A 22,890-nucleotide genomic window follows, 5' to 3' on the forward strand; every position below is an offset into this window, starting at 1 on the left:
AGTCGCACCTGCGAAATTGGTTTAAGCCACCACAGTGGAATTGATTACAAATCAATCATTTATCTCGTTGATCGCTGTACTCAACCAAAATTGAGTCAAACACCTTCAACTGAAGAAAACAATCGTATTCAAGCCCATAAGGCCTGAACACATACTCAAATTGACCGTTGTGAGGATACCAACATGGCTTTACCTGATATCAATACTATTCTTTATACTACTTCTCTTGGTAAACATACGCGCCCAGTTTTTCGCCACGCCGTAAAGCTAGCCGGAGCACTTAACGCTAAAATTGTTATTTTGCACGTAGTAGAGCCGATTGGAGAAATGGGCTCGGCACTAATAAAGAACTACTTGTCTGATGAGCTTGTTAAGCAGATGCACGACGAAGGGATTAATGTAATCCATCAGGAAATGCATGAAAGAATCGAAAAATTCTGTGCCGAAGAAATGAACAGCCTACCTGAAGAGATCGACGTGGATATCGAATACGCCATTGTCGAAGGTAATCACACTGACTCCATTCTCAACGAAGCTAAAAAGCGCAATGTACAGATGATTGTTATGGGTGCAGAGAATACTTTCGGCCGACATAGCCATACCACTGCACAAGTGGTTAAACATGCTAAGCTACCCGTCGTTATTGTACCTACCGGCAAAAAGTACGACTAATATCATCGATTGAGTACATTTATGGATAGCTCCACACTGGCACTACTAGAAAGGATTTTTCTAACAGTTTTCCCGCTTGTCGCGATTGTCAGTGTGGGCTTCTTTTATGCTCGTAAACGTCATACAGATATGTCGACTGCTAACACCATAAACATCGACATATTTGTTCCAGCACTCATTTTTTCAGTTTTGTCTGCAAAATCTTTTGATTTACCCCAATTTCAAATGCTGGCCATTGGAGCGGCCATCGTTGTTTTAGGTTCAGGTTTATTACTCTTGCCTGTCTGTAAGTTATTAGGCGTTAGCCCTAAAACATTCCTGCCTCCGATGATGTTCAGCAATAGCGGAAATTTAGGCTTACCTTTGGCTGTACTCGCCTTTGGAGAACACGCCTTACCTGCTGCTGTCGTGCTATTTTTGGTCGAGAACCTTCTTCACTTCACCGTCGGTTTATATATTCTTGATCATAAAACAAACCCGATCAATGTACTCAAAATGCCTATGATTATCGCTACTATAGCCGGTTTAATCTGGAGTACTTTTGACCTACACCTTCCGGTTGCTGTTGCTACGTTTATTGATATGCTGGGACAGATATCTATTCCTCTTATGCTATTTGCTTTAGGTGTTAGGATGACCAACGTTGACCTCACCCATTGGAAAATTGGTATTTGGGGCGCTATTCTATGCCCTCTCAGCGGCCTCGTTATTGCACTTGCTCTACAACCCCTGTTACAACTTGAGCCTCTACATTTTACCTATCTAATACTGTTTGGCGCGATGCCGCCGGCTGTTCTGAATTATATGGTTTCAGAGCGCTATCAGCAGGAACCTCATCAAGTTGCTTCAATTGTATTATTGGGCAATATAGGTAGTTTAATTATTATTCCTGCTACCCTATTTTTTATTCTTTGATGACTAAGCTTTATTCTCTTAGCCGTTAGATTTATTCTGAACAGCATACTTTCTTACTGTGAATCCATATGCGTATTGGAATTGACCTAGGCGGTACAAAGATAGAGATTGTTGCGCTTAATGATAAAATTATTTATCGTAAACGCATCGCAACGCCGCAAAATAATTACAACGCAACTGTTTCCGCTATCACAGATTTAGTCAGGCACACTGAAAAACATCTTGGGGAAAGCGCCACTATCGGCATTGGTATTCCTGGAGCAATCTCCTCCAAAACACTGCGGGTCAAAAATGCAAATTCCACCTGTCTTATTGGCCAACCATTACAACAAGACCTGGAACACATCCTTGAGCGCCCAATACGCTTAAGCAATGATGCCAACTGCTTTGCTTTATCAGAAGCTATCGATGGTGCAGGGCAAGGCCACTGCGTTGTCTTCGGTGTGATTTTAGGAACAGGTGTAGGTGGCGCGATAGTGGTTAACCAACAGGTCTTAAATGGCTCTAATTCTATCGCTGGTGAATGGGGACATAACCCTCTTCCTTACCCCTCAAATGAAGAGCTGCCAGGCTCACAATGCTACTGTAAGAAATACGGCTGTATTGAGAGTTATCTATCAGGCCCTGGTTCCACCGCGCATTACAATATTGAAGTATCCAGCGCAAACGAGCTAAACAGACCTTCCGAACTTCTAGCTCTAGCAACGACACCTGATTTGATTTGGCAAAGGGCTGAGCAAGGCTGCACCCTTTCACAAGCTTATTGCCATTTATATATCGACAGATTGGCTCGCAGTCTTTCCGGCGTTATTAATGTACTCGACCCTGACATCATTGTTTTAGGTGGAGGCTTGTCGAATATAAACCGTCTTTACGATGAACTTCCTAAAGTGTGGGGGCAGTATATCTTTTCAGATACGGTAAACACCAAGCTTGCCAAGGCAATACATGGAGACTCAAGCGGCGTGAGAGGCGCCGCTTGGTTATGGCCTACGACTTAATAAGCAAGAGTCAGATAAAAGGCGTTATCTCTTTTTCAATAGATTCCAATGCAATCAATGGGTTTTGTGCTTGAGTAATTGGACGCCCAATCACCAGATATGTACTCCCTGCCTGTATCGCTTCAGCAGGTGTCATAATCCGACGTTGATCGCCTGCTACACTATCTGCTGGGCGAATACCCGGTGTTACTAAGTTAAAGCTTGGCGAGATAATAGTTCTTAATGGTTTAACTTCCTGAGCAGAGCACACTACTCCGTCTAATCCACAAGACTCTGTTAAAGCAGCAAGGCGTTTCACATGGTCAAGCGGATCAAGATCCAACCCCACTTCTTTTAAGTCTTCTCGCTCCATACTGGTAAGCACAGTGACAGCAATAAGTAAGGTAGTGTTGTTTGTCACCTGCGCTAACTCATTACGAGCAGCTTCCATCATGCGGCGCCCACCCGTTGCATGAACATTGACCATCCAAACACCTAATTCACCTGCTGCTCGTACTGCTTTTGCGGTTGTATTCGGGATATCATGAAATTTCAGGTCAAGAAAAACATCAAACCCCTTACGTTGCAATTGCTCAACGATGGCAGGGCCGCCACGCGTAAATAACTCTTTACCCACTTTTAACCTACAGCGCAAAGGGTCTAGCTGATCAGCCATCGACAGGGCTTGCTCAACAGTAGGGTAATCCAATGCAACAATGATGCGTTTTTTATCAAGGGTCACTTTAATCTACTCTCATTCACTTTTAACTGACTTTAGTAATAAAAACTATGACTCGTTATTCGCCTTCCAAACCTTGAATAGGCTTGGTTGTACTCCAACTCTTACAAGACGGACATTGCCAGACTAATGACCGACTAGAAAAACCACACTTCTGGCAAAGATAACGTGGCTTACTCATTTCTAGAGTGCCAATTAAGCTTCGCAATGTTTTTAAACTGTCTCGAGCATTTTCACTGCCATGCTCTATGTGCATAGCTATTAAGCGATTAAAACCTTTTATCGATGGACGGTGCTTTAACTCATCCGTAATAAATATACCTGCAGCATAGATCCCTCGATCTTCTTTAATGGTTTCGGCTAGTGCCAAAATAACCGTTGCTGACGGCGCACTCGATAAACAGTGCCGTAAATAGGCTTCATATTCTGTACGATTTTGTAATGATGAATAGCACTGTTCTAGATCTTTAATTGTCTCTGATACAAATTTTACATTTTGTTTTTCAACATTACGCAACGCGCGTATGGCTGTTTTCCACTGCTGCTGTTCCATTGCAATATGTGACTGTAGCAATGAGACCCGCACAGACTGAGAGTCCAACTGTAATCCTTGCTTTGTAAAGTCAGCAGCCTCTTTATAGCGCCCTTCTTTTAAGCTTTTTTCCGCAAGCTCGCAAAAATAGTGTGCACATTCATGCCGAATATTAACTGCTTCATCAGGGTTAAGTTTTTGAGCTGTTTCTAATGCCGCATGCCATTCTTGCTCTTTTTCATAGAGCTTAGTTAATACAGTCAATGCTTTGCGACGAGTTTCACGCGGAGGGTTTTGCTTAACAATATCTTTGAGCAGGTTTTCGGTACGATCCAACAGCCCTACTGCATCATAATCTAACGCAAGCGCCATCTGGACTCTAAGTGAATCCTCTCTGGATAAATCAGGCCGCGCTAAAAGGTTTTGATGAATATTAATGGCACGCTGAACATCACCCTTACGTCTAAACAACTTGGCTAAAGCCAAGTGAGCAGGAATAGTTTCACTATTCACTTCCAGCGCACGAATAAAGCTTTCTATTGCTGCATCTGTTTTCTCATTTAGCAGGTGATCAAGTCCAATAAAGTAATCACGACTCAACACACCCTCAGATGCAGGCTTCATATCTTGCCTAAGGCTTTTTCGTCCGAGTAACCAGCCAATAAAAATGGCGACAACAAAGGGAACGATAAGCCAAGTATTTTGCACGTTATGCAGCGTCTTTAAGCGTCGCCATCCTCAACTGATCAAGCTCTTTGTTTGTCGCGTTTATCTTGCGACGGCTCCCCATCAACCGAGCCTTTAGAGAAACAACAGCCACACTGCTCAGCAAGAATCCAGATAAGCCACCCAATACAAAGGCAGCTATTAACCAAAGAGACAAACTCGCTTCAGGCAATGTAAGGAATACTAAATCAATCGACACTTTCTCTGTGTTATGAATTGTAAACATAATTCCTACCATCAGAATTACAGCTGACAACAGAAATATTATTAATATTTTTAACCAACGCACAATATAATCTCCGAATACTGCTTTGTAACGGTTTTTACCACCGCTTAAAAGCCATGCTCAATACTCTCATTAACCTGCTCTCGTAATTCCTTTCCTGGTTTAAAATGAGGAACATATTTAGCCGTTAACGATACAGAGTCGCCCGTTTTTGGGTTCCTCCCTATCCGAGGTGCTCGAAAATGAAGAGAAAAACTACCAAAACCGCGAATTTCTATGCGATCACCATTGGCGAGTGACTCTGTCATATGGTCAAGCATTGCTTTAACCGCCAGCTCTACATCTTTTACAGAAAGTTCAGGATGCCGATCAATCAGATGCTCTATCAATTCTGATTTTGTCATTATACTCCCTCCACTGCCTCACACACTATATATCCCCGACATGCCCTGTAAAAAAAAGCGTCATATGTCGCTTTCAGGGTTCAGGAGTCCTTTTTACTCATTTGCTGTTTTATCAGATCACCAATAGTTGTAGGTCCAGACGCCTCAACTGTTTGCTGCTGTACTGATTGCAATGCTTCTTTTTCTTGCTTCATTTCTTTCTGTTTAATAGAAAGACTGATCTTTCGGTTCTTACTATCTATTGCCGCAATGAGTGCCGACACTTGGTCACCAACGTTCAGCTGCTCTGTAAGATCACTGGTACGGTCGCGTGAAAAATCTGCAGCTTTCAATATGGCTTCAACACCCTCACTGAGCTGCACTGTCGCTTGCTGTTTTTCAACAGCTGTTACGGTACCTACTACTTCATGCCCCTTAGCTTTAGTAGAAACATAGTCACTAAAAGGATCGCTTTCTAATTGTTTAATACTTAAAGCGATACGCGAACGTTCAACATCAACGGATACTAGAACCGCTTCAACTTCATCACCTTTATGAAATTGCTTAACCGCCTCATTACCCGGCAAGTCCCAAGACAAATCCGACAAATGGATTAATCCATCTATATCTCCATCAAGGCCAACAAAAACACCAAAGTCAGTAATAGATTTAATGGCTCCTGTTAGCTTATCACCCGCCTTAAACTTCTCAGAAAATGCATCCCACGGGTTTTGTTGGCACTGCTTCATTCCTAAAGAGATTCGGCGTCGCTCTTTATCAATCGCCAATACCATAACATCAACGTCTTGTCCGACATGCACAACTTTAGAAGGGTGAATATTTTTATTAGCCCAATCCATTTGAGAAACATGGACCAACCCTTCAATACCATCTGCTATCTGAGCAAAACAGCCATACTCTGTTAAATTAGTGACACGAGCACTTTTTTTATCGCCTACATTAATGGTAGCGATGGTCTCTTCCCATGGATCAGCCATTAACTGTTTTATGCCTAGCGAAACACGCGTCTTCTCAGGATCATACTTTAGAACCTTTACATTGATCTCATCACCGACGGCTAGTACTTCACTTGGATGTTTTACACGCTTCCAAGCTATGTCAGTGATATGCAGTAATCCATCAACGCCGCCTAAATCTATAAATGCGCCGTAATCGGTTAGGTTTTTAACAATGCCTTTTAGCTCAATACCTTCAGCCAAGGTTTCAATCAATTTATCGCGGTCGGCGCTATTTAATTCTTCAAGCACTGCGCGACGAGAAACAACAATGTTGTTTCGTTTTGCATCAAGCTTCACTAGCTTAAACTCAAGCTCTTTTCCTTCAAGATGAGTGCTGTCTTTTAAAGGCCTAATATCTAATAACGAACCCGGTAAAAAAGCATCTACATTGCCAACTGATACGGTAAATCCACCACGTACCTTGCCAGTAATCGCTCCGGTAATAATTTCGCCTTTCTCGAAAGCTTGTTCAAGAACAGCCCACGCTTCGGCATGTTTTGCCTTATCACGAGAAAGTTTTGTAGCACCATAGCCATCTTCAACGCTTTCCAGGGCAACCCGGACTTCATCGCCAACAACGACGGTAAGCTCGCCTTTTTCGTCTTGAAACTGCGATCTAGGTATTACGCCTTCAGATTTAAGTCCTGCATGAACAACAACGAAATCATTCTCTATCGCTATTACTGTACCCGTCACAATTGATCCGGGCGCCATATTCAATCCTTGCAGACTCTCTTCGAAGAGATCAGCAAAACTTTCGCTCATCATCTAAACACCCTCGCAACTTTCGTTGCCTGTTATCACAGTTCCATTATGAACATCTAACGCAATCCTTTATGGCGAACTTCTTCAAGGACCGCACTTAGAACCTCTTCAATACTCATACTGGTCGAATCCAGTACCAGCGCATCACTTGCAGGCTTTAATGGCGCTACACTTCTGTTCATATCACGCGCGTCACGTTGTTGCAAGTCTCCCAGTATGATTTCAAGGCTAGCATCGAGTCCCTTATTTATCAACTGGTTATATCGTCTAGTTGCTCTTTCTTCCACGCTAGCGTCTAAATAGACTTTTAATGTAGCTTCAGGAAAGACAACAGTTCCCATATCTCGCCCATCAGCAATTAACCCTGGTAACTCGGCAAACGCACGCTGCCTTTCAAGCAAAGCAAGCCTTACAGAGCCTATTGCAGCAATGACTGAAGCATCATTTCCAACAGATTCACTTCGTATTGCCTGCGTTACCTCTTCACCTTCTAACACAATCTGAATATCATCATCACGCGAAGAGAACTGTACATCTAAGTGAGCTGCTAAAACGACTAAAGCTTCTTCATCTTCGATACGAACACCATGATGGCTAGCTGCCAGCGCTGTTAACCGGTAAAGCGCTCCACTGTCTAATAACCTCCATCCTAAGTTTTCAGCCAGCAACCGGCACACGGTTCCTTTCCCTGAACCACTAGGTCCATCAACGGTAATAACAGGCACACTCGTGTTAACTTGAGACATTCGCCTTCTCCTTATGAATGCGTATTCCTGCTTTTTGAGCAACCTCAACAAACTCTGGAAAAGAGGTTGCTACATGACTACAGGCTTCAATCATTACTTCTTCTTTGGCAATAGTGCCAGCTATAGCAAACGCCATTGTTATCCGGTGGTCATCATAACTACTGATACTAGCTCCTCTTAATTCGCCGCCAGTGATAAATATATCATCCCCCTTAACAACAACATCTATTCCCATTCGCAGCAATCCTTGCTGCATAGCTTCTATACGATCACTTTCTTTATAACGTAACTCCCCTACTCCTGTGAGACAAGTAACTCCATTTGCAGCCGCTGCTGCAACAAGAATCACAGGAAATTCATCAATCGCGACAGATACCAGTTTTTCAGGAATTACAATACCGTTGAGAGGTGAATAGCGCACATGCACATCAGCAACAGGCTCTCCGTTGTGAGTTGTCGAATTATTCAGTGATATATCTGCTCCCATTAATTTCATAATATCTAAAATACCAGACCGACTCGGGTTCACTCCGACTTGCTCAATTACCAAGTCAGATCCTGGATTAATAGCCGCTGCCACAATAAAAAAGGCAGCAGATGAAATGTCAGCAGGAATATCTAAATTGGTTGCCTTCAGCGTTTGACCAGAGGCCATGCTAATTACGCCATTCACTGTAGAAAGTTCAACGCCAAAATTTTTCAGCATACGCTCTGTATGATCACGCGTAATAGCACCCTGCCTAATTCTCGTTTCACCTTTAGCGTAAAGCCCTGCAAGCAAGAGCCCTGACTTAACCTGGGCACTGGCCACTGGCATTTCATAATCAATAGCAAATAATTTTTGATGACCTTTTATGCTAACCGGCGCCCCTCCATTTTTAGATGTACTTATAGAGGCTCCCATTTTCCTTAAAGGTTCCGCCACTCTTTCCATAGGTCTATTTGAAAGTGATTCATCACCTAATAGCTCAGTATCAAATGATTGACCAGCCAGTAGTCCGCTTAGTAATCGCATAGATGTACCCGAGTTACCTAAGTACAAAGGCCCCGGTGGCTGGTACAAACCGTGAAGCCCTACACCATATATTTTCACTCGCCCCTGGTGAGGCCCCTCAATGACTACCCCCATGTCTCGAAATGCTTGCACTGTCGCCAGACTATCCTCACTTTCTAAAAACCCAGAGAGATGTGTCACACCTTCAGCCAACGCCCCTATCATTACTGCGCGATGAGACATTGATTTGTCGCCAGGTACACGAATCCGTCCCTGCAAAGAGGCAGCAGATCTAACAAAGAATGTTACTTGCGAATTATGATGAGGTTGTGAATATGCCGTACCGCTTAGCATTTTGCTGAAATGCTCTCTCGCTGACTTTGCGCGCGTAAAAACACCCAGCATAGATTGACTATCACCTTTAACAATAGCTTCTCGCAACACCGCCAGGCCATCAGTAAAATTATCAATCTGACTTAGTATTTGCTGCCTATTAGCCAAGCAGACGTCATGCCACATAGTCGGGTCGGAAGCAGCAATACGAGTAAAGTCTCGAAAACCACCTGCGGCATAACGAAAAATTTCAGTACTGTCCTGTTCTTTAGCCAAAGTATCGACGAGTGAAAACGCAAGAAGATGGGGTAAATGGCTGGTTGCAGCTAACACTTCGTCATGCCGCTCGATGTCCATTTGTAAAACTTCGGCGCCAGTACACTGCCACATTCGAGCAATCAAGCTCGTTGCGCTCTTATCTGACTCAGGCAGTGGCGTTAGTATAACTTTATGCTTTGCAAACAAGGTGTCGTCAGCTGAGGCAACACCACTTTTTTCAGAACCCGCAATAGGATGGCCAGGGATAAAATTACAGGGTATCGAACCGAAAACATTTTGAGCTGCGGCTATAACATTACTTTTCGTACTACCTACATCGGTAATAACTGTGTGCGCTTGCAAGTAAGGTTTTAAATCAAATAAAACAGCTTCAGTTGCCTTAACCGGCACCGCCAAAACTATAATATCAGCAACTTTCACTGCATCTGCTAAATGATGACTGCCTTCATCGATAATGCTTAAATCCAAACCTGTTTGGACATCATCAGAGTTGCGATCATAACCGACAATAACATTTGCAAATTGCTTCTTTTTTAGTGCTTTAGCTAATGATCCACCAATAAGGCCTAGACCAATAATCAACACACGATTGACCATAAAGCTCACAGGACCATACTCCACTGCAGCTTATTCACACGAAAAACTAGTTTCATATGCGCTCTTTATAATTATTATAATACCGCTTTAGGGTAAGACCCCAACAGCTTCAACTCTACCGAGCTAGTTTCCAGCTCACAGAGTACGTTCTGTACTTTTTCTTCGTCAGCATGACCTTCAAAGTCTATATAGAACATATAGCTCCAACCGCCTTGCTTTGCGGGTCGGGTTTCTATTCGCGTGAGACTGATACCATGGCGATGAAAAGGCTCAAGAAGTGTATACAATACTCCTGGTTTATCATGAGCAGACATCAATATTGACGTCTTATCGTCCCCGCTTGGGCCTACATCCTGATCCCCGATGATGAGAAAGCGTGTACTGTTATCCGGTTGATCTTCAATATTGCGTTCTAAAATCTGCAAGCCATATAAATCTACAGCCATATCGCCTGCAATCGCAGCTGTTCCAACTTCTTGAGCTGCCAACCTAGCACCTTCTGCATTTGAGCTAACAACTATATGCTCTGCTTGTGGGTAGTTAGCATCCAACCAACTTCGACACTGCGCAAATGATTCTTGGTGGGCATAAATACGGCTTATCAGTTCTGAGTCCGTATTTTCCTGCGCTAATAAATGGTGATGGATTTTCAATTCCAGCTCACCACAAATACGCAGACTGAAACGCTTAAACAGATCCAATGTATGCGTGGCCATGCCTTCAGATGAGTTCTCAATAGGCACAACCCCATAATGAGCGGCCCCGGCTTCCACCTCTCTAAAAACTTGGTCCAACGTAGCCATTGGTGCACTTTCAGCGGAGTGCCCAAAATGTTTTAAAGCTGCCTGCTGTGTAAAGGTACCCTCAGGCCCAAGAAAAGAGATTCGCATGGGCTTTTCGAGTGCTAAACAAACAGACATTATTTCGCGAAATAAACGCGCCACTTCCTTGTCCGCCAACGGGCCTTCATTACGCTCCATAACCCGTTTTAGAACCTGAGCTTCTCGTTCAGGCCGGTAAAAAACGGCAACTTCCTCACCTTGATACTGCTCTTTAACTTCAGCTACATTTTGAGCGCACATAGCTCGTTGATTCATTAGCACATGAATTTGCTTATCGATTGAATCAATTTGATCGCGCAGTACTTTGAGCGCCTGTTCTTGTTCAGTCATCCAAGGATCCTATTTCAACAGGTTAACCATGTTTACGTTCAAACTCAGCCATAAATGCTATCAACGAATCAACAGCAGTCTCAGGTACTGCATTATATATACTGGCACGCATACCACCCACAGAACGATGCCCCTTCAAATTCAGCAGACCCGATTGTTCCGCTTCCTCAAGAAAGGCTTTATCCAGACCTGCATCAGCAAGCGTAAAAGGAACGTTCATCCAAGAGCGATTGGCTACGGCAATAGGGTTTGCATAGAAACTACTTTGATCAATGGCTGCATAGAGCTTTTCTGCTTTACGCTGATTGATAATCTGCATTTCTTCAACACCACCTTGACGCTTAAGCCATTGAAAAATCAAACCCGCCAAATACCAACCAAAAGTTGGCGGGGTGTTATTCATGGAATCAGCTGCTGCATGTACCGAATAATCAAACATTGTCGGCGCGTTCGGGAGCATTTGGCCGATCAAATCATCACGAACAATCACTACTGTTAAGCCGGCAGGGCCTATATTCTTTTGCGCTCCCGCATAAATTAAACCAAAGCGAGACACGTCGATAGATCGCGACAGAATACTTGATGACATATCCGCAACTAATGGCACGCCACCTGTTTCAGGAATATAGTCAAATTCAACACCGCCAATAGTTTCATTCGGCGTGTAATGTACATAAGCCGCATCAGGATTCAGTTTCAGCTCATCCTGAGAGGGTGCTGATGTAAAGTTGTTATGCTCAGTTGTTGCGGCAATATTCACTTCACAATAACGTTTAGCTTCAGCGATAGCCTTTTTAGACCAAACGCCGGTATTTATATAATCAGCTGTCTTTTTATCACGTAAGAGGTTCAGCGGAATCATCGAGAACTGAGTAGTGGCACCACCTTGCAAGAACAGCACTTTATAGTTGTCTGGTATTTGCATAAGCTCACGAAGATCTCGTTCTGCTTGTTCTGCCACTGACACATACTCTTTGCTACGATGGCTCATTTCCATAATAGAGAGCCCATGCCCATGCCAATCAAGCATTTCTTCCTGCGCCTGTTGTAATACCTCTTCTGGTAAGGCTGCAGGCCCTGCACTGAAATTCAACTTACGGATCATTTCTACTTTTTCTCTTAAAATTACCAAGCATAAATAATAAGCGCGGCCTGAGCCGCGCTTATTAACTTACTCTGCGTCGGGCTCTTCGCCGGCGGCATCATCCACTGGTGTGGCAGTATCTTCTGCTGTTACTTCTTCAGCATCTTCAACTACGCTACCTTCAATGATATTACCTTCAGCATCCAGAACGACTTCTTCGCCTTCTAGGCCATCTTCATCGGGTACTTCTGGTTCTTCTATACGTGCCAGGCTCACCAAATTCTCATCGCCTGCGACGCGAATCAGCATCACACCTTGCGTATTACGGCCCAGAACAGATATCTCAGAAGTACGTGTGCGAACCATGGTTCCCTGATCACTGATCAGCATCACATCATCGCCTTCAAAGACCTGCACGGCTCCAGCAAGGTTACCGTTACGATCAGTACACTGCATACCAATCACACCTTGGTTACCACGCCCTTTACAAGGGAAGTCTTCAACCGCAGTCTGCTTACCGAAACCACGCTCAGACGCTGTTAATACGTTGCCACCTTCCTGAGGAATAATCAGAGAGATAACACGTGCAGTACCTTTCATTTTAACGCCACGAACACCACGCGCTGTACGACCCATCGCACGCACTTCGCCTTCGTGGAAACGTGCTACTTTGCCTGCATCTGTTACCAGTAGAATATCGTCATCGCCTTCAGTAATAGCAGCACCTATCAGTGCATCATCATCGAGTAGATCAACGGCAATTAAGCCAGATGATCTTGGGCGTGAGAAGTTGACCAAAGAGGTCTTCTTAACGGTACCACTCGCTGTTGCCATAAAGACAAAGCGGTCTTCACTGTATTCATTTACTGGAAGAATAGTCGATATACGCTCTCCTTCATCCAATGGCAAAATATTCACAATTGGGCGACCACGAGCAGCACGACTCGCTGGCGGTATTTCATATACCTTCAACCAGTAAACTTTACCTTTATTGGTAAAGCACAAAATAGTTGCATGCGTACTTGCGATAAGAAGATGCTCAACAAAATCTTCATCTTTTACTGCCGTTACTGATTTACCTTTACCGCCACGGCGCTGTGACTGATAATCAGTTAACGGTTGTGTCTTCGCATAACCACCATGAGATATGGTGACTACCATGTCTTCTTCTGTGATTAGATCAGCAACCGTCAAATCAAGTCGAGACGCGATAATTTCAGTACGGCGCTCATCACCAAACTCAGCTACAATCGCTTCTAATTCTTCGCGAATCACTTCCATCAACCGAGTATAAGAACCCAAAATTTCAAGTAATTCAGCAATTTTAACCAGAAGCTCCTGATATTCGTTGATCAGTTTTTCATGTTCGAGGCCAGTCAAGCGATGTAAACGAAGGTCCAGAATAGCCTGAGCTTGTACAGGTGAAAGGTAATATTTACCTTCACGCATACCAAATTGAGGATCCAGATCATCAGGACGACAAGCATGCTCACCAGCACGCTCAAGCATATCGACAACAGAACCAGGCGCCCAGGCCATCTCTGTTAGTCGCTCTTTCGCTTCTGATGGTGTTGGTGACTGCTTAATAAGCTGAATCACTTCATCGATATTAGCTAATGCAATAGCTAAACCTTCTAGAACATGTCCTCGCTCACGCGCTTTGCGTAACAAGTAAACGGTACGGCGCGTCACAACTTCTCGACGATGACGAATAAAGTTTTCGATCAGTTCTTTCAGGTTCAGGATTTTCGGTTGACCATCAACCAATGCCACAACATTAATACCAAATACACCCTCCATCTGCGTTTGTGCAAATAGATTATTGGCAATAACTTCCGGCATTTCGCCACGCTTTAATTCGATATAGATTCGCATACCATCTTTATCGGACTCGTCACGTAGTTCACTGATACCTTCGAGTTTTTTCTCTTTTACCAGCTCCGCGATTTTTTCAATCAAGCGAGCTTTATTCAGCTGGTACGGTATTTCAGTCACAATAATGGCAATACGGCCCTTACTGTTCTCTTCCACATGGTATTTAGAGCGAATGTAGATACGGCCACGGCCTGTACGATACGCTTCAAGAATACCCGCGCGCCCATTAATAATGGCGCCCGTCGGAAAATCAGGACCTGGAATATATTCCATTAACTCATCAACAGTGAGTTCTGAGTTCTCGATAAGCGCAAGGCAGCCACTGACAACTTCGCGTAAATTATGCGGCGGGATATTTGTTGCCATACCTACAGCGATACCGGAAGAGCCATTCACCAGCAAGTTAGGAACGCGTGACGGCAAGACTTCTGGAATAAACTCTGTACCATCATAGTTAGGTACAAAATCAACAGTCTCTTTATCTAAGTCAGATAGCAGCTCATGAGAGATTTTATCCATGCGAATTTCTGTATATCGCATTGCTGCTGCTGAATCGCCGTCGACGGAACCGAAGTTACCTTGTCCATCTACCAGCGTATAACGCATCGAAAAATCCTGCGCCATACGAACAATAGTGTCATAAACAGCGCTATCACCGTGCGGGTGATACTTACCGATTACATCACCTACCACACGTGCAGATTTTTTATACGGTTTGTTCCAGTCATTGCTAAGTTCACTCATCGCAAACAATACGCGACGATGAACAGGCTTTAAGCCATCACGGACATCAGGCAAGGCCCGGCCAACGATAACACTCATGGCATAATCAAGATAAGATTGTTTCATCTCATCTTCGATATTTACCGGCAAAATTTCTTTGGTTAAATCACCCATGCGTTTCAGCTTTCCTTGATTCGGTCTGCTAATCTTGATTAGTTCTAGTCAATCAAGCCCAGAAAAACAGGACCTGTTTTTAACCGAACGAGTATACCACAAGATTTCAAAAAGATTCCCGCAAAATGAATATGTTGCGCTAGCTGTTTAAGAGCGACGGCCGGTGCTAGAATAGAATCATTCGAAATGTAATTTAGATACTATTCCCTATGACCGATCAAACGTTTTCTGCAAACATTGACCCCTCTGAGATCGCCAAATTTGAAGAACTGGCAAGCCGGTGGTGGGACAAAAACAGCGAGTTCAAACCTCTTCACGACATAAATCCGCTGCGGGTTGGTTATATTGATCGCATTGCATCACTTGCAGGGAAAAAAGTTCTGGACGTTGGCTGCGGTGGTGGAATTCTGTCCGAATCGATGGCATTAAGAGGCGCCGAAGTTTCTGGTATAGATATGGGAGCTGCACCTCTAAAAATCGCCAAGCTGCACGGCCTAGAAAGCGGCGTATCTGTTAACTACCAACAAATCACTGCTGAAGAAATGGCTGAAGCCAACCCCGATACTTTTGATGTTGTCACCTGCATGGAAATGCTGGAACACGTTCCTGATCCATCTTCCATTGTCCGGGCATGCGCCAAAATGGTTAAACCAGGCGGGCATGTTTTCTTTTCGACACTTAACCGCAATCCCAAAAGCTATTTATTTGCCATATTTGGTGCAGAACATTTATTAAAACTTGTGCCACAGGGCACGCATGACTTCAAAAAATTTATTAGACCTTCTGAGCTTGCCACTTGGATACGTCAATCAAAATTAAAAACTAACGACATTACAGGCATGACATACAACCCGCTTACCAAACAATATCGCTTAGACCCATCTGATGTTGACGTCAATTTCATCATTGCGACAACACGCCCCGAGCTATAATAGTGAAAATAGGTAATACAAAAAGACCCGAAGCTGTCCTATTTGACCTTGATGGAACTCTACTCGATACAGCGCCAGATTTTCACTGGGTAATCAACCAACTACTGACTGAACACGGCTTACCAACACAAGCCTATGCCGAACTACGCACACATGTTTCTAACGGCGCTAACGCTATGTTAAAAGCAGCATTTCAGCTTAATGAAAACGACTGTAAACTTCCTATTTTACACAAACAGATGCTCAACCTATATGATCAGCACTTAGCGATAGACAGCACGCTATTTCCTGGCATTGATGCACTACTAGGCTCGCTGGAAAAAGAGCGCATTCCATGGGGCATCGTCACCAACAAGCCGCAACGCTTCACCACTCCCATTTTATCAAAGCTTAAATTAAATACTCGCAGCGCAAGCACCATCTGCCCAGACCACGTAAGCAAAACAAAACCGAACCCTGAAGCACTGCTTTTAGCCTGCCAACAAATTCAAGCAACTCCACAAAACTGCATTTATATTGGTGACCATATACGCGATATTGACGCAGGAAATCGCGCACAGATGTTCACAATTGGCGCACTATATGGCTATATTAACAAATCGGAGAACGCTGATAACTGGAATGCTAACGCCTACGTGAAGCATGCAGATCAGATTCTATCTGTAATAGACGCGCATTTTTGAGAGCCGTCGCACTGAAATAAGGACGCTTTCGATGTATAAATATCACGCTCCCAACAATCTATTAGATAATAAAATCATTCTTGTTACTGGCGCTGGCGCTGGTATCGGACGAGCTGCTGCATTGGCATACGCTGCACATGGAGCCACCGTTATACTTGTAGGTAAAACTACTGAAAAATTAGAACAGGTTTATGATGAAATTGAAGCAGCCGGAGGCCCTAAACCTGCGATAGTGCCTCTGAACCTTGAAACAGCAACAGAGCACGACTACATCGACTTAACCAATATTCTAGACAAAGAGTTTGGGCACATCGATGGGCTACTGCATAACGCTTCACTGCTAGGTGTTCGAACACCTATAGAGTCATACGACCCTATTATCTGGCAGCAAGTCATGCAAGTGAACATTAACGCCCCCTTCATTCTTACACAAACACTTATGCCCTTATTACACCGCTCCGAAAATGCATCCATCATTTTCACTTCCTCAGGCGTTGGAAGAGAAGGCCGAGCATACTGGGGCGCATACTGCGTATCAAAATTTGCAACCGAAGGCCTCATGCAGGTCATGGCTGACGAACTTGATAACACTACCAACATTCGAGTTAATTGCATCAACCCTGGCGCAACTCGCACCCAAATGCGAGCGTACGCATACCCAGGCGAAAACCCAGAAAATAATCCCGAACCAGCCGAAATCATGCCACTTTATTTGCACCTAATGGGCGATGACAGTAACAAGATTAATGGGCAATCACTGAACGCCCAATAAGCACACCCACAACGAACCACTCTCGCCAAGCTACTCAAAAAAAACGCAGCTCTTAAGCTGCGTTTTTATCGAAACCATATCAATAATTAATCTTTACGGTGTTTTGGCCCAACACTGTGGCGTATCTGCTGATGCTTATAGCGACGCTCAAGCTTCTCCTTCTCTGCAGGCTTCATACGCACAGGTTTCTTCTGGTCCAAACCTAACTTTGAAGACAGTACTTTAATGTCTTTTTGAGTCAACTCTTTCCAAGTACCCGCCTTAACATCACTTGGCAAAAACAGAGAACCATAACGCACACGCTTCAAACGACTAACCTGCAAGCCCTGAGACTCCCACAGACGCCGAACTTCACGATTACGCCCTTCCATTACCACACAGTGATACCACTTATTAGCGCCATCGCCATCAAAGAAACGAACATCCGTGAATTTAGCCATTCCATCTTCTAGTAAAACACCTTCTTTCAGACGCGTCAGCATCTCTTCTGGCACATTACCTAAAACACGTACCGCGTATTCGCGATCAATATTGGCAGATGGGTGCATCATCATATGCGCCAACTCACCATCAGTGGTGAACACCAGTAATCCACTAGTATTCAAATCTAATCGCCCTATAGCAATCCAACGCCCCGTTCGCAACGGCGGAAGATGGTCATAAACAGTAGGACGGCCTTCTGGGTCGTGACGTGTAGACACTTCCCCCACAGGCTTATTATAAATCAGCACTCGCCGCGGGCTTTCAGCTTCGGAGACTATTGTTGCTGCCCGCCCGTTCACTTGAATCTGGTCGCGATGACTAACCCGATCCCCCAAAGTAGCAGAACGCCCATTAACAGACACTCTCCCCTCACCTATCCAGCGCTCCATCTCACGACGTGAGCCATATCCAGAGCGCGCCAACACTTTTTGTAACTTTTCATCTGACATGTGACGCTCCTACGCAGAAAACAAAAAAAGCCCTTCAACAAAAGCCGAAGAGCTTATAATAACAAATTACAAACAATAGAATTACTTAATTAAACAAGCATCCTTAGTTACGCCATGCGTATCGAAGTATTCCTGGAAGGCCAGTGGAGTTCTACCACGACCAGACCATTCATGTGTATCGCCGTTTGCATCTGTAATACGGTACTTAGCCTCTACCTTTTTCTTGGTGGTAGTTGCTACTAAATCTTTAATATCATCAAAGCCAATGCCCGCTTCCTGCATTGTTTTGCGAATCATATCTATTTTCGCATTTTTCTCACGATCAGCTTCGACACGCTCTAATTCAAACGCTTCTTTTTCTTTCAATATATCTGAAAGATCTACAATTATTTTTTCAACATCCGTGATTGATAAATCCTGACACTGCTTACGCAGAGAATTCTTCCTTGTTAAGATTTTTACGATATCAGTCATTATTCAACTCTATTCATAGTTATTAACTTACAAGTCATTATCGTCAAATAAATTATTAATTCAAGAAATTAACATTTTATTATTTAATATTTCCTAAAATATCGTCTTTTTATTCAAAATCAGAAACATCACCTGCTCCCTTCCTGATAATTTCAGGTTGATCATCCATCAAACTAATAACTGTTGTGGCTGCAGTTCCACAATAACCTCCGTCAATAACTAAATCTATTTCATGCTGCAATAAATCGCGGATATCATAAGGATCACTCAGCGGTTCACTTTCTCCCGGCATTATCAAGGAGGTACTCATTATAGGCTCACCTAGCTCCTCCAGAATTGCTTGAACTATTTTATTATCCGGAACCCGCAAACCAATTGCACGTCTTTTTGGGTGCAATAATCGACGCGGAACTTCTGTCGTTGCTTTTAATATAAAAGTATAGGCACCCGGAGTATGAGCTTTTAAAAACCGATACATCCGATTATCAACTTTGGCATATGTACTTATTTCACTTAAATCACGACAGACTAATGTAAAGTTATGTTTATCATCTAACTTACGAATTCGCTTTATTTTATCTAAAGCAGACTTATCACCTAAATGACAACCCAACGCATAAGCACAATCCGTTGGATAAACAATAACACCACCTTTATTAATAATATCTACCGCTTGCTGGATTAATCTTTTTTGCGGATTTTCCGTGTGTATTTGAAAAAACTGACTCACAATATAACCCCAAGTTTAATTACTGCTAACAAATCGCATCCAATACGTGCGGCAGACTATTCGGTACTCCCGGAAAACACCCCAACCCTGTCCAATGATATTCAGGATTATGAAAGTCACTTCCTCCAGAAGCCATTAATTGATGCTTTTCTACTAAAGCTGATAATGATCTTTGATGGTCAACCGTAACAGCAGGATATCCAACTTCTAACGCATCACCACCCAACTCACTATATTGTGCAACCAAATAGCGAACTTTGTTTAATGTTAAATTATATTTTGTAGGATGCGCCAGTACGCTTAAACCAGCCGCTTCACGAATGATGTCAATAACCGTGGCCAAACTCGGCCATTCAACCTTAACATCCCCTTTTTTACCCGCACCTAAATATTTTTTAAATGCTTGCTGCTGATCCGTCACCAGTCCAAGATTTAATAATGCCTGAGCAAAATGCGGACGCCCTATTTGACCACCATTGGAACAATTAATAGCCGCGTCTAGCAAATCAGGCAACCCCGCCTTTTGTAAACGTAGAGCAATCGCTTTAGCTCTATCCATTCTCAGCTGATCAAGGTTTAGCAAATGCACATTTAAGCGCTCATGCGCCGCATCAAGATTCAAACCAACTACATGCACCACCTGTTTTTCTAGCTTACAGGTTAACTCAACCCCAGAAATAAGCTCAATATCTGAGCTATAACCCGACGCCACTAGTGCTTTATACCCACTCATTGAGTCATGATCGGTCAAAGCCATCAACTTCACACCAGCCTCACATGCCTTTTCTATCAAGACAGAAGGAGCCAAAGTCCCGTCAGACGCTGTTGAATGAGTGTGAAAATCATAAGAATGCGCAAGCATATCAATTCCTGGTTTATTAGCGAGGAACAGCTCTATATACTTTAGAGCCCTCTAACTAATTATACGACTATGAAACTACTTCTCGACTTTTTCCCAATAATTATTTTCTTCGGCGTGTACAAGTACACGGATGATATCATTATGGCGACGGCTGTTCTGATCCCTGCAACGCTACTTCAGATACTTTACACATGGACCAAAGAGCGAAAAATAGAAAAAATGCAGCTGGTAACCCTATTTCTGGTAATAATAATGGGTGGTGCCACCGTCATATTCCAAGATAAAACTTTTATTCAATGGAAACCTACTGTTGTTAATTGGCTATTTGGCGTAGTTTTCTTAGGGAGCCAGTTCATAGGTGACAAAACCATTATTGAAAGAATCATGGCCGCTAACATAGAGCTACCACAACATGCATGGAGAACTCTTAACTTCGCTTGGGTTTTCTTTTTCATTGCTATGGGCGTGATCAATCTATTTGTTGCCTACAACTTTTCTGAAGAGACGTGGGTCAACTTCAAATTATTCGGCATGCTCGGCTTAACCGTCGTCTTCATCGTTATACAAGGACTTTATATGTCCAAGTATATAAAGAATACTGATTAGGAGCTTATCTGATGTTTTACGCTATTATCGCAGAAGACAACCCTGGCACACAGGATGAGCGCATGGCGGCTCGTCCAGATCATCTCGCCAGACTTATCGAACTTAAAGAACAAGGCAAGTTGTTTGCTGCAGGACCACACCCAGCAATAGATTCAGATGACCCAGGCCCTGCTGGCTTTACCGGAAGCCTAGTCATTGCAGAATTCGACTCTCTAACAGTCGCACAAGACTGGGCCAACAATGATCCCTACATCAAAGCAGGGGTCTATGCCAAAGTAACTGTTAAGCCTTACAAGAAAGTATTGCCATAAATAGACTAAATTATTAATAATAGTGGCTTTTAGCGGTTCCAAACTTGCCATAGTCAACGTAAAATACTATATAAGCTTATGTGTGTGAATGCTTCCCCATTTCAGATCTGTTAAATATAGGTTAATAGACAGTGGGCTAGATTCATAAAATTTTAAGAATGCTATAACCCACTATTCACAAGGATATTAATATGAAAAAGCTCGCTATGACCGCAGGTTTCGCTCTTGCGATGAGCATGTCAGCTGCTGCCCTGGCTCACCCAGTCAACAGCGGTTACGTTACTGGCCCTGGTGATACTGTATGGCGCACAGGTTCTGGTGAGTGCCTGCATACTGGTTTCTGGTCAAAAGACGACGCAACCGTTGTTGGTTGTGACGGATACCAGCAAACAGCGGCTGCTGTTACAGCTCCAACCGTTGCCGCTCCAGTTGCTGCTCCAGCAATGATGGCTGCAGATAAAAAATTCGCTATTTTCTTTGATTTTGATAGCGCTGTTGTAGATAGCGTTTCTGATATCGCAAACTACGTTAATGGTTTGGCTACAGTTAAAAGCATCCGCCTAATCGGTAACGCTGACCACATCGGTTCAAGCGCATACAACGACGCTCTATCTCGTCGTCGTGCTGATAACGTTGCTTCTGCTCTTCGCTCTGCAGGTGTTGATAGCAACGCTATGACTGTTGACGCTCTTGGTGAAACCGCACCTATCGCTCAGTGTTCTGGCCGCGGTGCTGCTTTAATTAGCTGCCTACGTGCTGACCGTCGTGTAGACATCCAGATCTCTGGCAAGAAGTAATACTTTGCTTTTAGAAAAAGGCTGACCATGTGTCGGCCTTTTTTTTAGTCTTTTTTCAGCAGGTCATTTTATGCGCGCACTTAAAACACTTTTGCTAATAGCCAGCTTATTACTAAGCCCTTTGAGCCTTTCAAGTTCCTTTTATAACGATCAAAAAGTTGTCTATCATATGAACTATCATGATGAGAGCCGCATAGCTGAAACAATGACCAATATTTCAAACCACCTCCAATCCCTCGGAGAAGGTCATATTGATATCAAAGTAGTTGTTCATGGAAAGGCTATTGAATACTTTATCGACGCACTAAAAAGTCAGGAAAAACAGATCACCATAGACTCTCTTCGCCTTAGAGATGTACAGTTCATTATGTGTGGTAATACACTGGACGGTTACAACATTACCCGCGAAGATCTTTACGAAGTTGAAGAAGAAGATGTTGTTCAGGCCGGTTTACCTACCATTGTAGACCTACAACAAAAAGGCTATATATACGTACGCCCATGAAAATAAAAGACTGGTTTTCATTTACCCCCGTTCCCCAAATCTCTGCTGAAGCACTAAATACTCAGCTAGCAGGGGATAACAATTTTTTCTTACTTGATGTACGTAGTCATACTGAGTGGAAATTAAGCCATATCCCCTCAAGCCACTCTCACCCAGTTTTCAAGACGAATTTAGCCAATATACCCAAAGATAAAACCATTGTCTGCGTCTGCCTAACAGCACACCGAAGCACTCCTATTACTAGAGAATTACTACGCCATGGATATGATGCATATGAGCTCAGCGGGGGAATGCGAGCATGGTGGAAATACAACTTCCCCACACAAAAATCATAAAAAAAGACAGCTAAATT

The 22,890-nt window shown here is 43.4% G+C and carries 25 protein-coding genes; 11 read left to right on the plus strand and 14 right to left on the minus strand.

Features of this window, described 5'->3' with window-relative positions; translation table 11 throughout:
• Positions 1 to 183: 183 nt before the first annotated feature.
• From QZZ55_RS12290 to QZZ55_RS12300, 3 genes are all read left to right on the plus strand, one after another.
• Entirely contained in the window at positions 184 to 672 is a 489-nt protein-coding gene (locus tag QZZ55_RS12290) for a universal stress protein (protein WP_293267628.1), read from the plus strand.
• Positions 673 to 693: 21 nt separating this feature from the next.
• Entirely contained in the window at positions 694 to 1,587 is an 894-nt protein-coding gene (locus tag QZZ55_RS12295) for an AEC family transporter (protein ID WP_293267629.1), read from the plus strand.
• Between the two features lie 68 nt (positions 1,588 to 1,655).
• Positions 1,656 to 2,588 carry an ROK family protein gene (locus tag QZZ55_RS12300; protein WP_293267630.1) on the plus strand — a complete coding sequence of 311 codons (933 nt, stop codon included), beginning with the start codon at positions 1,656 to 1,658 and terminating at the stop codon, positions 2,586 to 2,588.
• A gap of 10 nt (positions 2,589 to 2,598) precedes the next feature.
• Here the strand turns inward: QZZ55_RS12300 and pyrF are convergent, their stop codons facing one another.
• From pyrF to gyrA, 10 genes are all read right to left on the minus strand, one after another.
• Positions 2,599 to 3,309: an orotidine-5'-phosphate decarboxylase gene (gene pyrF, locus QZZ55_RS12305; protein WP_293267631.1), complete on the minus strand. Its 711-nt coding sequence runs from the start codon at positions 3,307 to 3,309 to the stop codon at positions 2,599 to 2,601.
• A 55-nt stretch (positions 3,310 to 3,364) separates the two neighbouring features.
• Positions 3,365 to 4,546, minus strand: coding sequence for a lipopolysaccharide assembly protein LapB (gene lapB / locus QZZ55_RS12310; protein ID WP_293267632.1), 1,182 nt, complete (start codon positions 4,544 to 4,546; stop codon positions 3,365 to 3,367).
• Between the two features lies 1 nt (position 4,547).
• A complete protein-coding gene (locus QZZ55_RS12315; protein WP_293267633.1) occupies positions 4,548 to 4,790 on the minus strand; it encodes a LapA family protein in 243 nt (80 codons plus the stop codon).
• A gap of 107 nt (positions 4,791 to 4,897) precedes the next feature.
• Positions 4,898 to 5,194 (minus strand): integration host factor subunit beta, encoded by a 297-nt coding sequence (locus QZZ55_RS12320; protein WP_293267634.1) that lies wholly within the window; start codon positions 5,192 to 5,194, stop codon positions 4,898 to 4,900.
• A gap of 80 nt (positions 5,195 to 5,274) precedes the next feature.
• Entirely contained in the window at positions 5,275 to 6,957 is a 1,683-nt protein-coding gene (rpsA, locus tag QZZ55_RS12325) for a 30S ribosomal protein S1 (RefSeq protein ID WP_293267670.1), read from the minus strand.
• 56 nt (positions 6,958 to 7,013) lie between these two features.
• The gene (gene cmk / locus QZZ55_RS12330) at positions 7,014 to 7,703 is read right to left on the minus strand and encodes a (d)CMP kinase (RefSeq protein WP_293267635.1); all 690 of its coding nucleotides are present in this window, start codon (positions 7,701 to 7,703) and stop codon (positions 7,014 to 7,016) included.
• Positions 7,690 to 9,906: a bifunctional prephenate dehydrogenase/3-phosphoshikimate 1-carboxyvinyltransferase gene (locus tag QZZ55_RS12335; RefSeq protein ID WP_293267671.1), complete on the minus strand. Its 2,217-nt coding sequence runs from the start codon at positions 9,904 to 9,906 to the stop codon at positions 7,690 to 7,692. The genes cmk and QZZ55_RS12335 overlap by 14 nt, the downstream gene beginning before the upstream one ends.
• A gap of 74 nt (positions 9,907 to 9,980) precedes the next feature.
• Positions 9,981 to 11,078, minus strand: a complete 1,098-nt coding sequence (pheA, locus tag QZZ55_RS12340) for a prephenate dehydratase (RefSeq protein ID WP_293267636.1) — start codon at positions 11,076 to 11,078, stop codon at positions 9,981 to 9,983.
• Positions 11,079 to 11,100: 22 nt separating this feature from the next.
• Positions 11,101 to 12,183 carry a 3-phosphoserine/phosphohydroxythreonine transaminase gene (serC, locus tag QZZ55_RS12345; protein WP_293267637.1) on the minus strand — a complete coding sequence of 361 codons (1,083 nt, stop codon included), beginning with the start codon at positions 12,181 to 12,183 and terminating at the stop codon, positions 11,101 to 11,103.
• Positions 12,184 to 12,249: 66 nt separating this feature from the next.
• Positions 12,250 to 14,934 carry a DNA gyrase subunit A gene (gene gyrA / locus QZZ55_RS12350; RefSeq protein WP_293267638.1) on the minus strand — a complete coding sequence of 895 codons (2,685 nt, stop codon included), beginning with the start codon at positions 14,932 to 14,934 and terminating at the stop codon, positions 12,250 to 12,252.
• Between the two features lie 209 nt (positions 14,935 to 15,143).
• Between gyrA and ubiG the strand changes: the two genes are divergently transcribed.
• Genes ubiG through QZZ55_RS12365 form a run of 3 tightly spaced genes read left to right on the plus strand, consistent with a single transcriptional unit; the run spans position 15,144 to position 17,321 of the window.
• Positions 15,144 to 15,866 (plus strand): bifunctional 2-polyprenyl-6-hydroxyphenol methylase/3-demethylubiquinol 3-O-methyltransferase UbiG, encoded by a 723-nt coding sequence (ubiG, locus tag QZZ55_RS12355; protein ID WP_293267639.1) that lies wholly within the window; start codon positions 15,144 to 15,146, stop codon positions 15,864 to 15,866.
• Positions 15,867 to 15,868: 2 nt separating this feature from the next.
• Positions 15,869 to 16,549 carry an HAD-IA family hydrolase gene (locus QZZ55_RS12360; RefSeq protein ID WP_293267640.1) on the plus strand — a complete coding sequence of 227 codons (681 nt, stop codon included), beginning with the start codon at positions 15,869 to 15,871 and terminating at the stop codon, positions 16,547 to 16,549.
• A gap of 31 nt (positions 16,550 to 16,580) precedes the next feature.
• On the plus strand, positions 16,581 to 17,321 hold the full coding sequence (locus QZZ55_RS12365) for a YciK family oxidoreductase (RefSeq protein ID WP_293267641.1): 741 nt from the start codon (positions 16,581 to 16,583) through the stop codon (positions 17,319 to 17,321).
• Positions 17,322 to 17,407: 86 nt separating this feature from the next.
• On the opposite strand, the gene rluB is transcribed toward QZZ55_RS12365, so the two are convergent.
• The 4 genes from rluB to QZZ55_RS12385 form a co-directional block, all read right to left on the minus strand.
• A complete protein-coding gene (rluB, locus tag QZZ55_RS12370; RefSeq protein WP_293267642.1) occupies positions 17,408 to 18,253 on the minus strand; it encodes a 23S rRNA pseudouridine(2605) synthase RluB in 846 nt (281 codons plus the stop codon).
• 81 nt (positions 18,254 to 18,334) lie between these two features.
• Entirely contained in the window at positions 18,335 to 18,727 is a 393-nt protein-coding gene (locus QZZ55_RS12375; RefSeq protein ID WP_293267643.1) for an H-NS histone family protein, read from the minus strand.
• A 109-nt stretch (positions 18,728 to 18,836) separates the two neighbouring features.
• Positions 18,837 to 19,457, minus strand: a complete 621-nt coding sequence (locus QZZ55_RS12380; RefSeq protein WP_293267644.1) for an L-threonylcarbamoyladenylate synthase — start codon at positions 19,455 to 19,457, stop codon at positions 18,837 to 18,839.
• A gap of 25 nt (positions 19,458 to 19,482) precedes the next feature.
• On the minus strand, positions 19,483 to 20,319 hold the full coding sequence (locus tag QZZ55_RS12385; protein WP_293267645.1) for a PHP domain-containing protein: 837 nt from the start codon (positions 20,317 to 20,319) through the stop codon (positions 19,483 to 19,485).
• A gap of 69 nt (positions 20,320 to 20,388) precedes the next feature.
• Here QZZ55_RS12385 and QZZ55_RS12390 point away from each other — a divergent pair, with 69 nt between their 5' ends.
• From QZZ55_RS12390 to QZZ55_RS12410, 5 genes are all read left to right on the plus strand, one after another.
• Positions 20,389 to 20,925, plus strand: a complete 537-nt coding sequence (locus QZZ55_RS12390; RefSeq protein WP_293267646.1) for a septation protein A — start codon at positions 20,389 to 20,391, stop codon at positions 20,923 to 20,925.
• Between the two features lie 11 nt (positions 20,926 to 20,936).
• A complete protein-coding gene (locus QZZ55_RS12395) occupies positions 20,937 to 21,236 on the plus strand; it encodes a YciI family protein (protein ID WP_293267647.1) in 300 nt (99 codons plus the stop codon).
• Positions 21,237 to 21,427: 191 nt separating this feature from the next.
• Positions 21,428 to 22,033: an OmpA family protein gene (locus tag QZZ55_RS12400; RefSeq protein WP_293267648.1), complete on the plus strand. Its 606-nt coding sequence runs from the start codon at positions 21,428 to 21,430 to the stop codon at positions 22,031 to 22,033.
• A gap of 70 nt (positions 22,034 to 22,103) precedes the next feature.
• Positions 22,104 to 22,538, plus strand: coding sequence for a DsrE family protein (locus tag QZZ55_RS12405; protein WP_293267649.1), 435 nt, complete (start codon positions 22,104 to 22,106; stop codon positions 22,536 to 22,538).
• On the plus strand, positions 22,535 to 22,873 hold the full coding sequence (locus tag QZZ55_RS12410; RefSeq protein WP_293267650.1) for a rhodanese-like domain-containing protein: 339 nt from the start codon (positions 22,535 to 22,537) through the stop codon (positions 22,871 to 22,873). The genes QZZ55_RS12405 and QZZ55_RS12410 overlap by 4 nt, the downstream gene beginning before the upstream one ends.
• The last annotated feature ends 17 nt before the right edge of the window (positions 22,874 to 22,890 follow it).

The organism is Neptunomonas sp. (genome assembly GCF_016744175.1).
Classification (GTDB): domain Bacteria; phylum Pseudomonadota; class Gammaproteobacteria; order Pseudomonadales; family Balneatricaceae; genus Neptunomonas.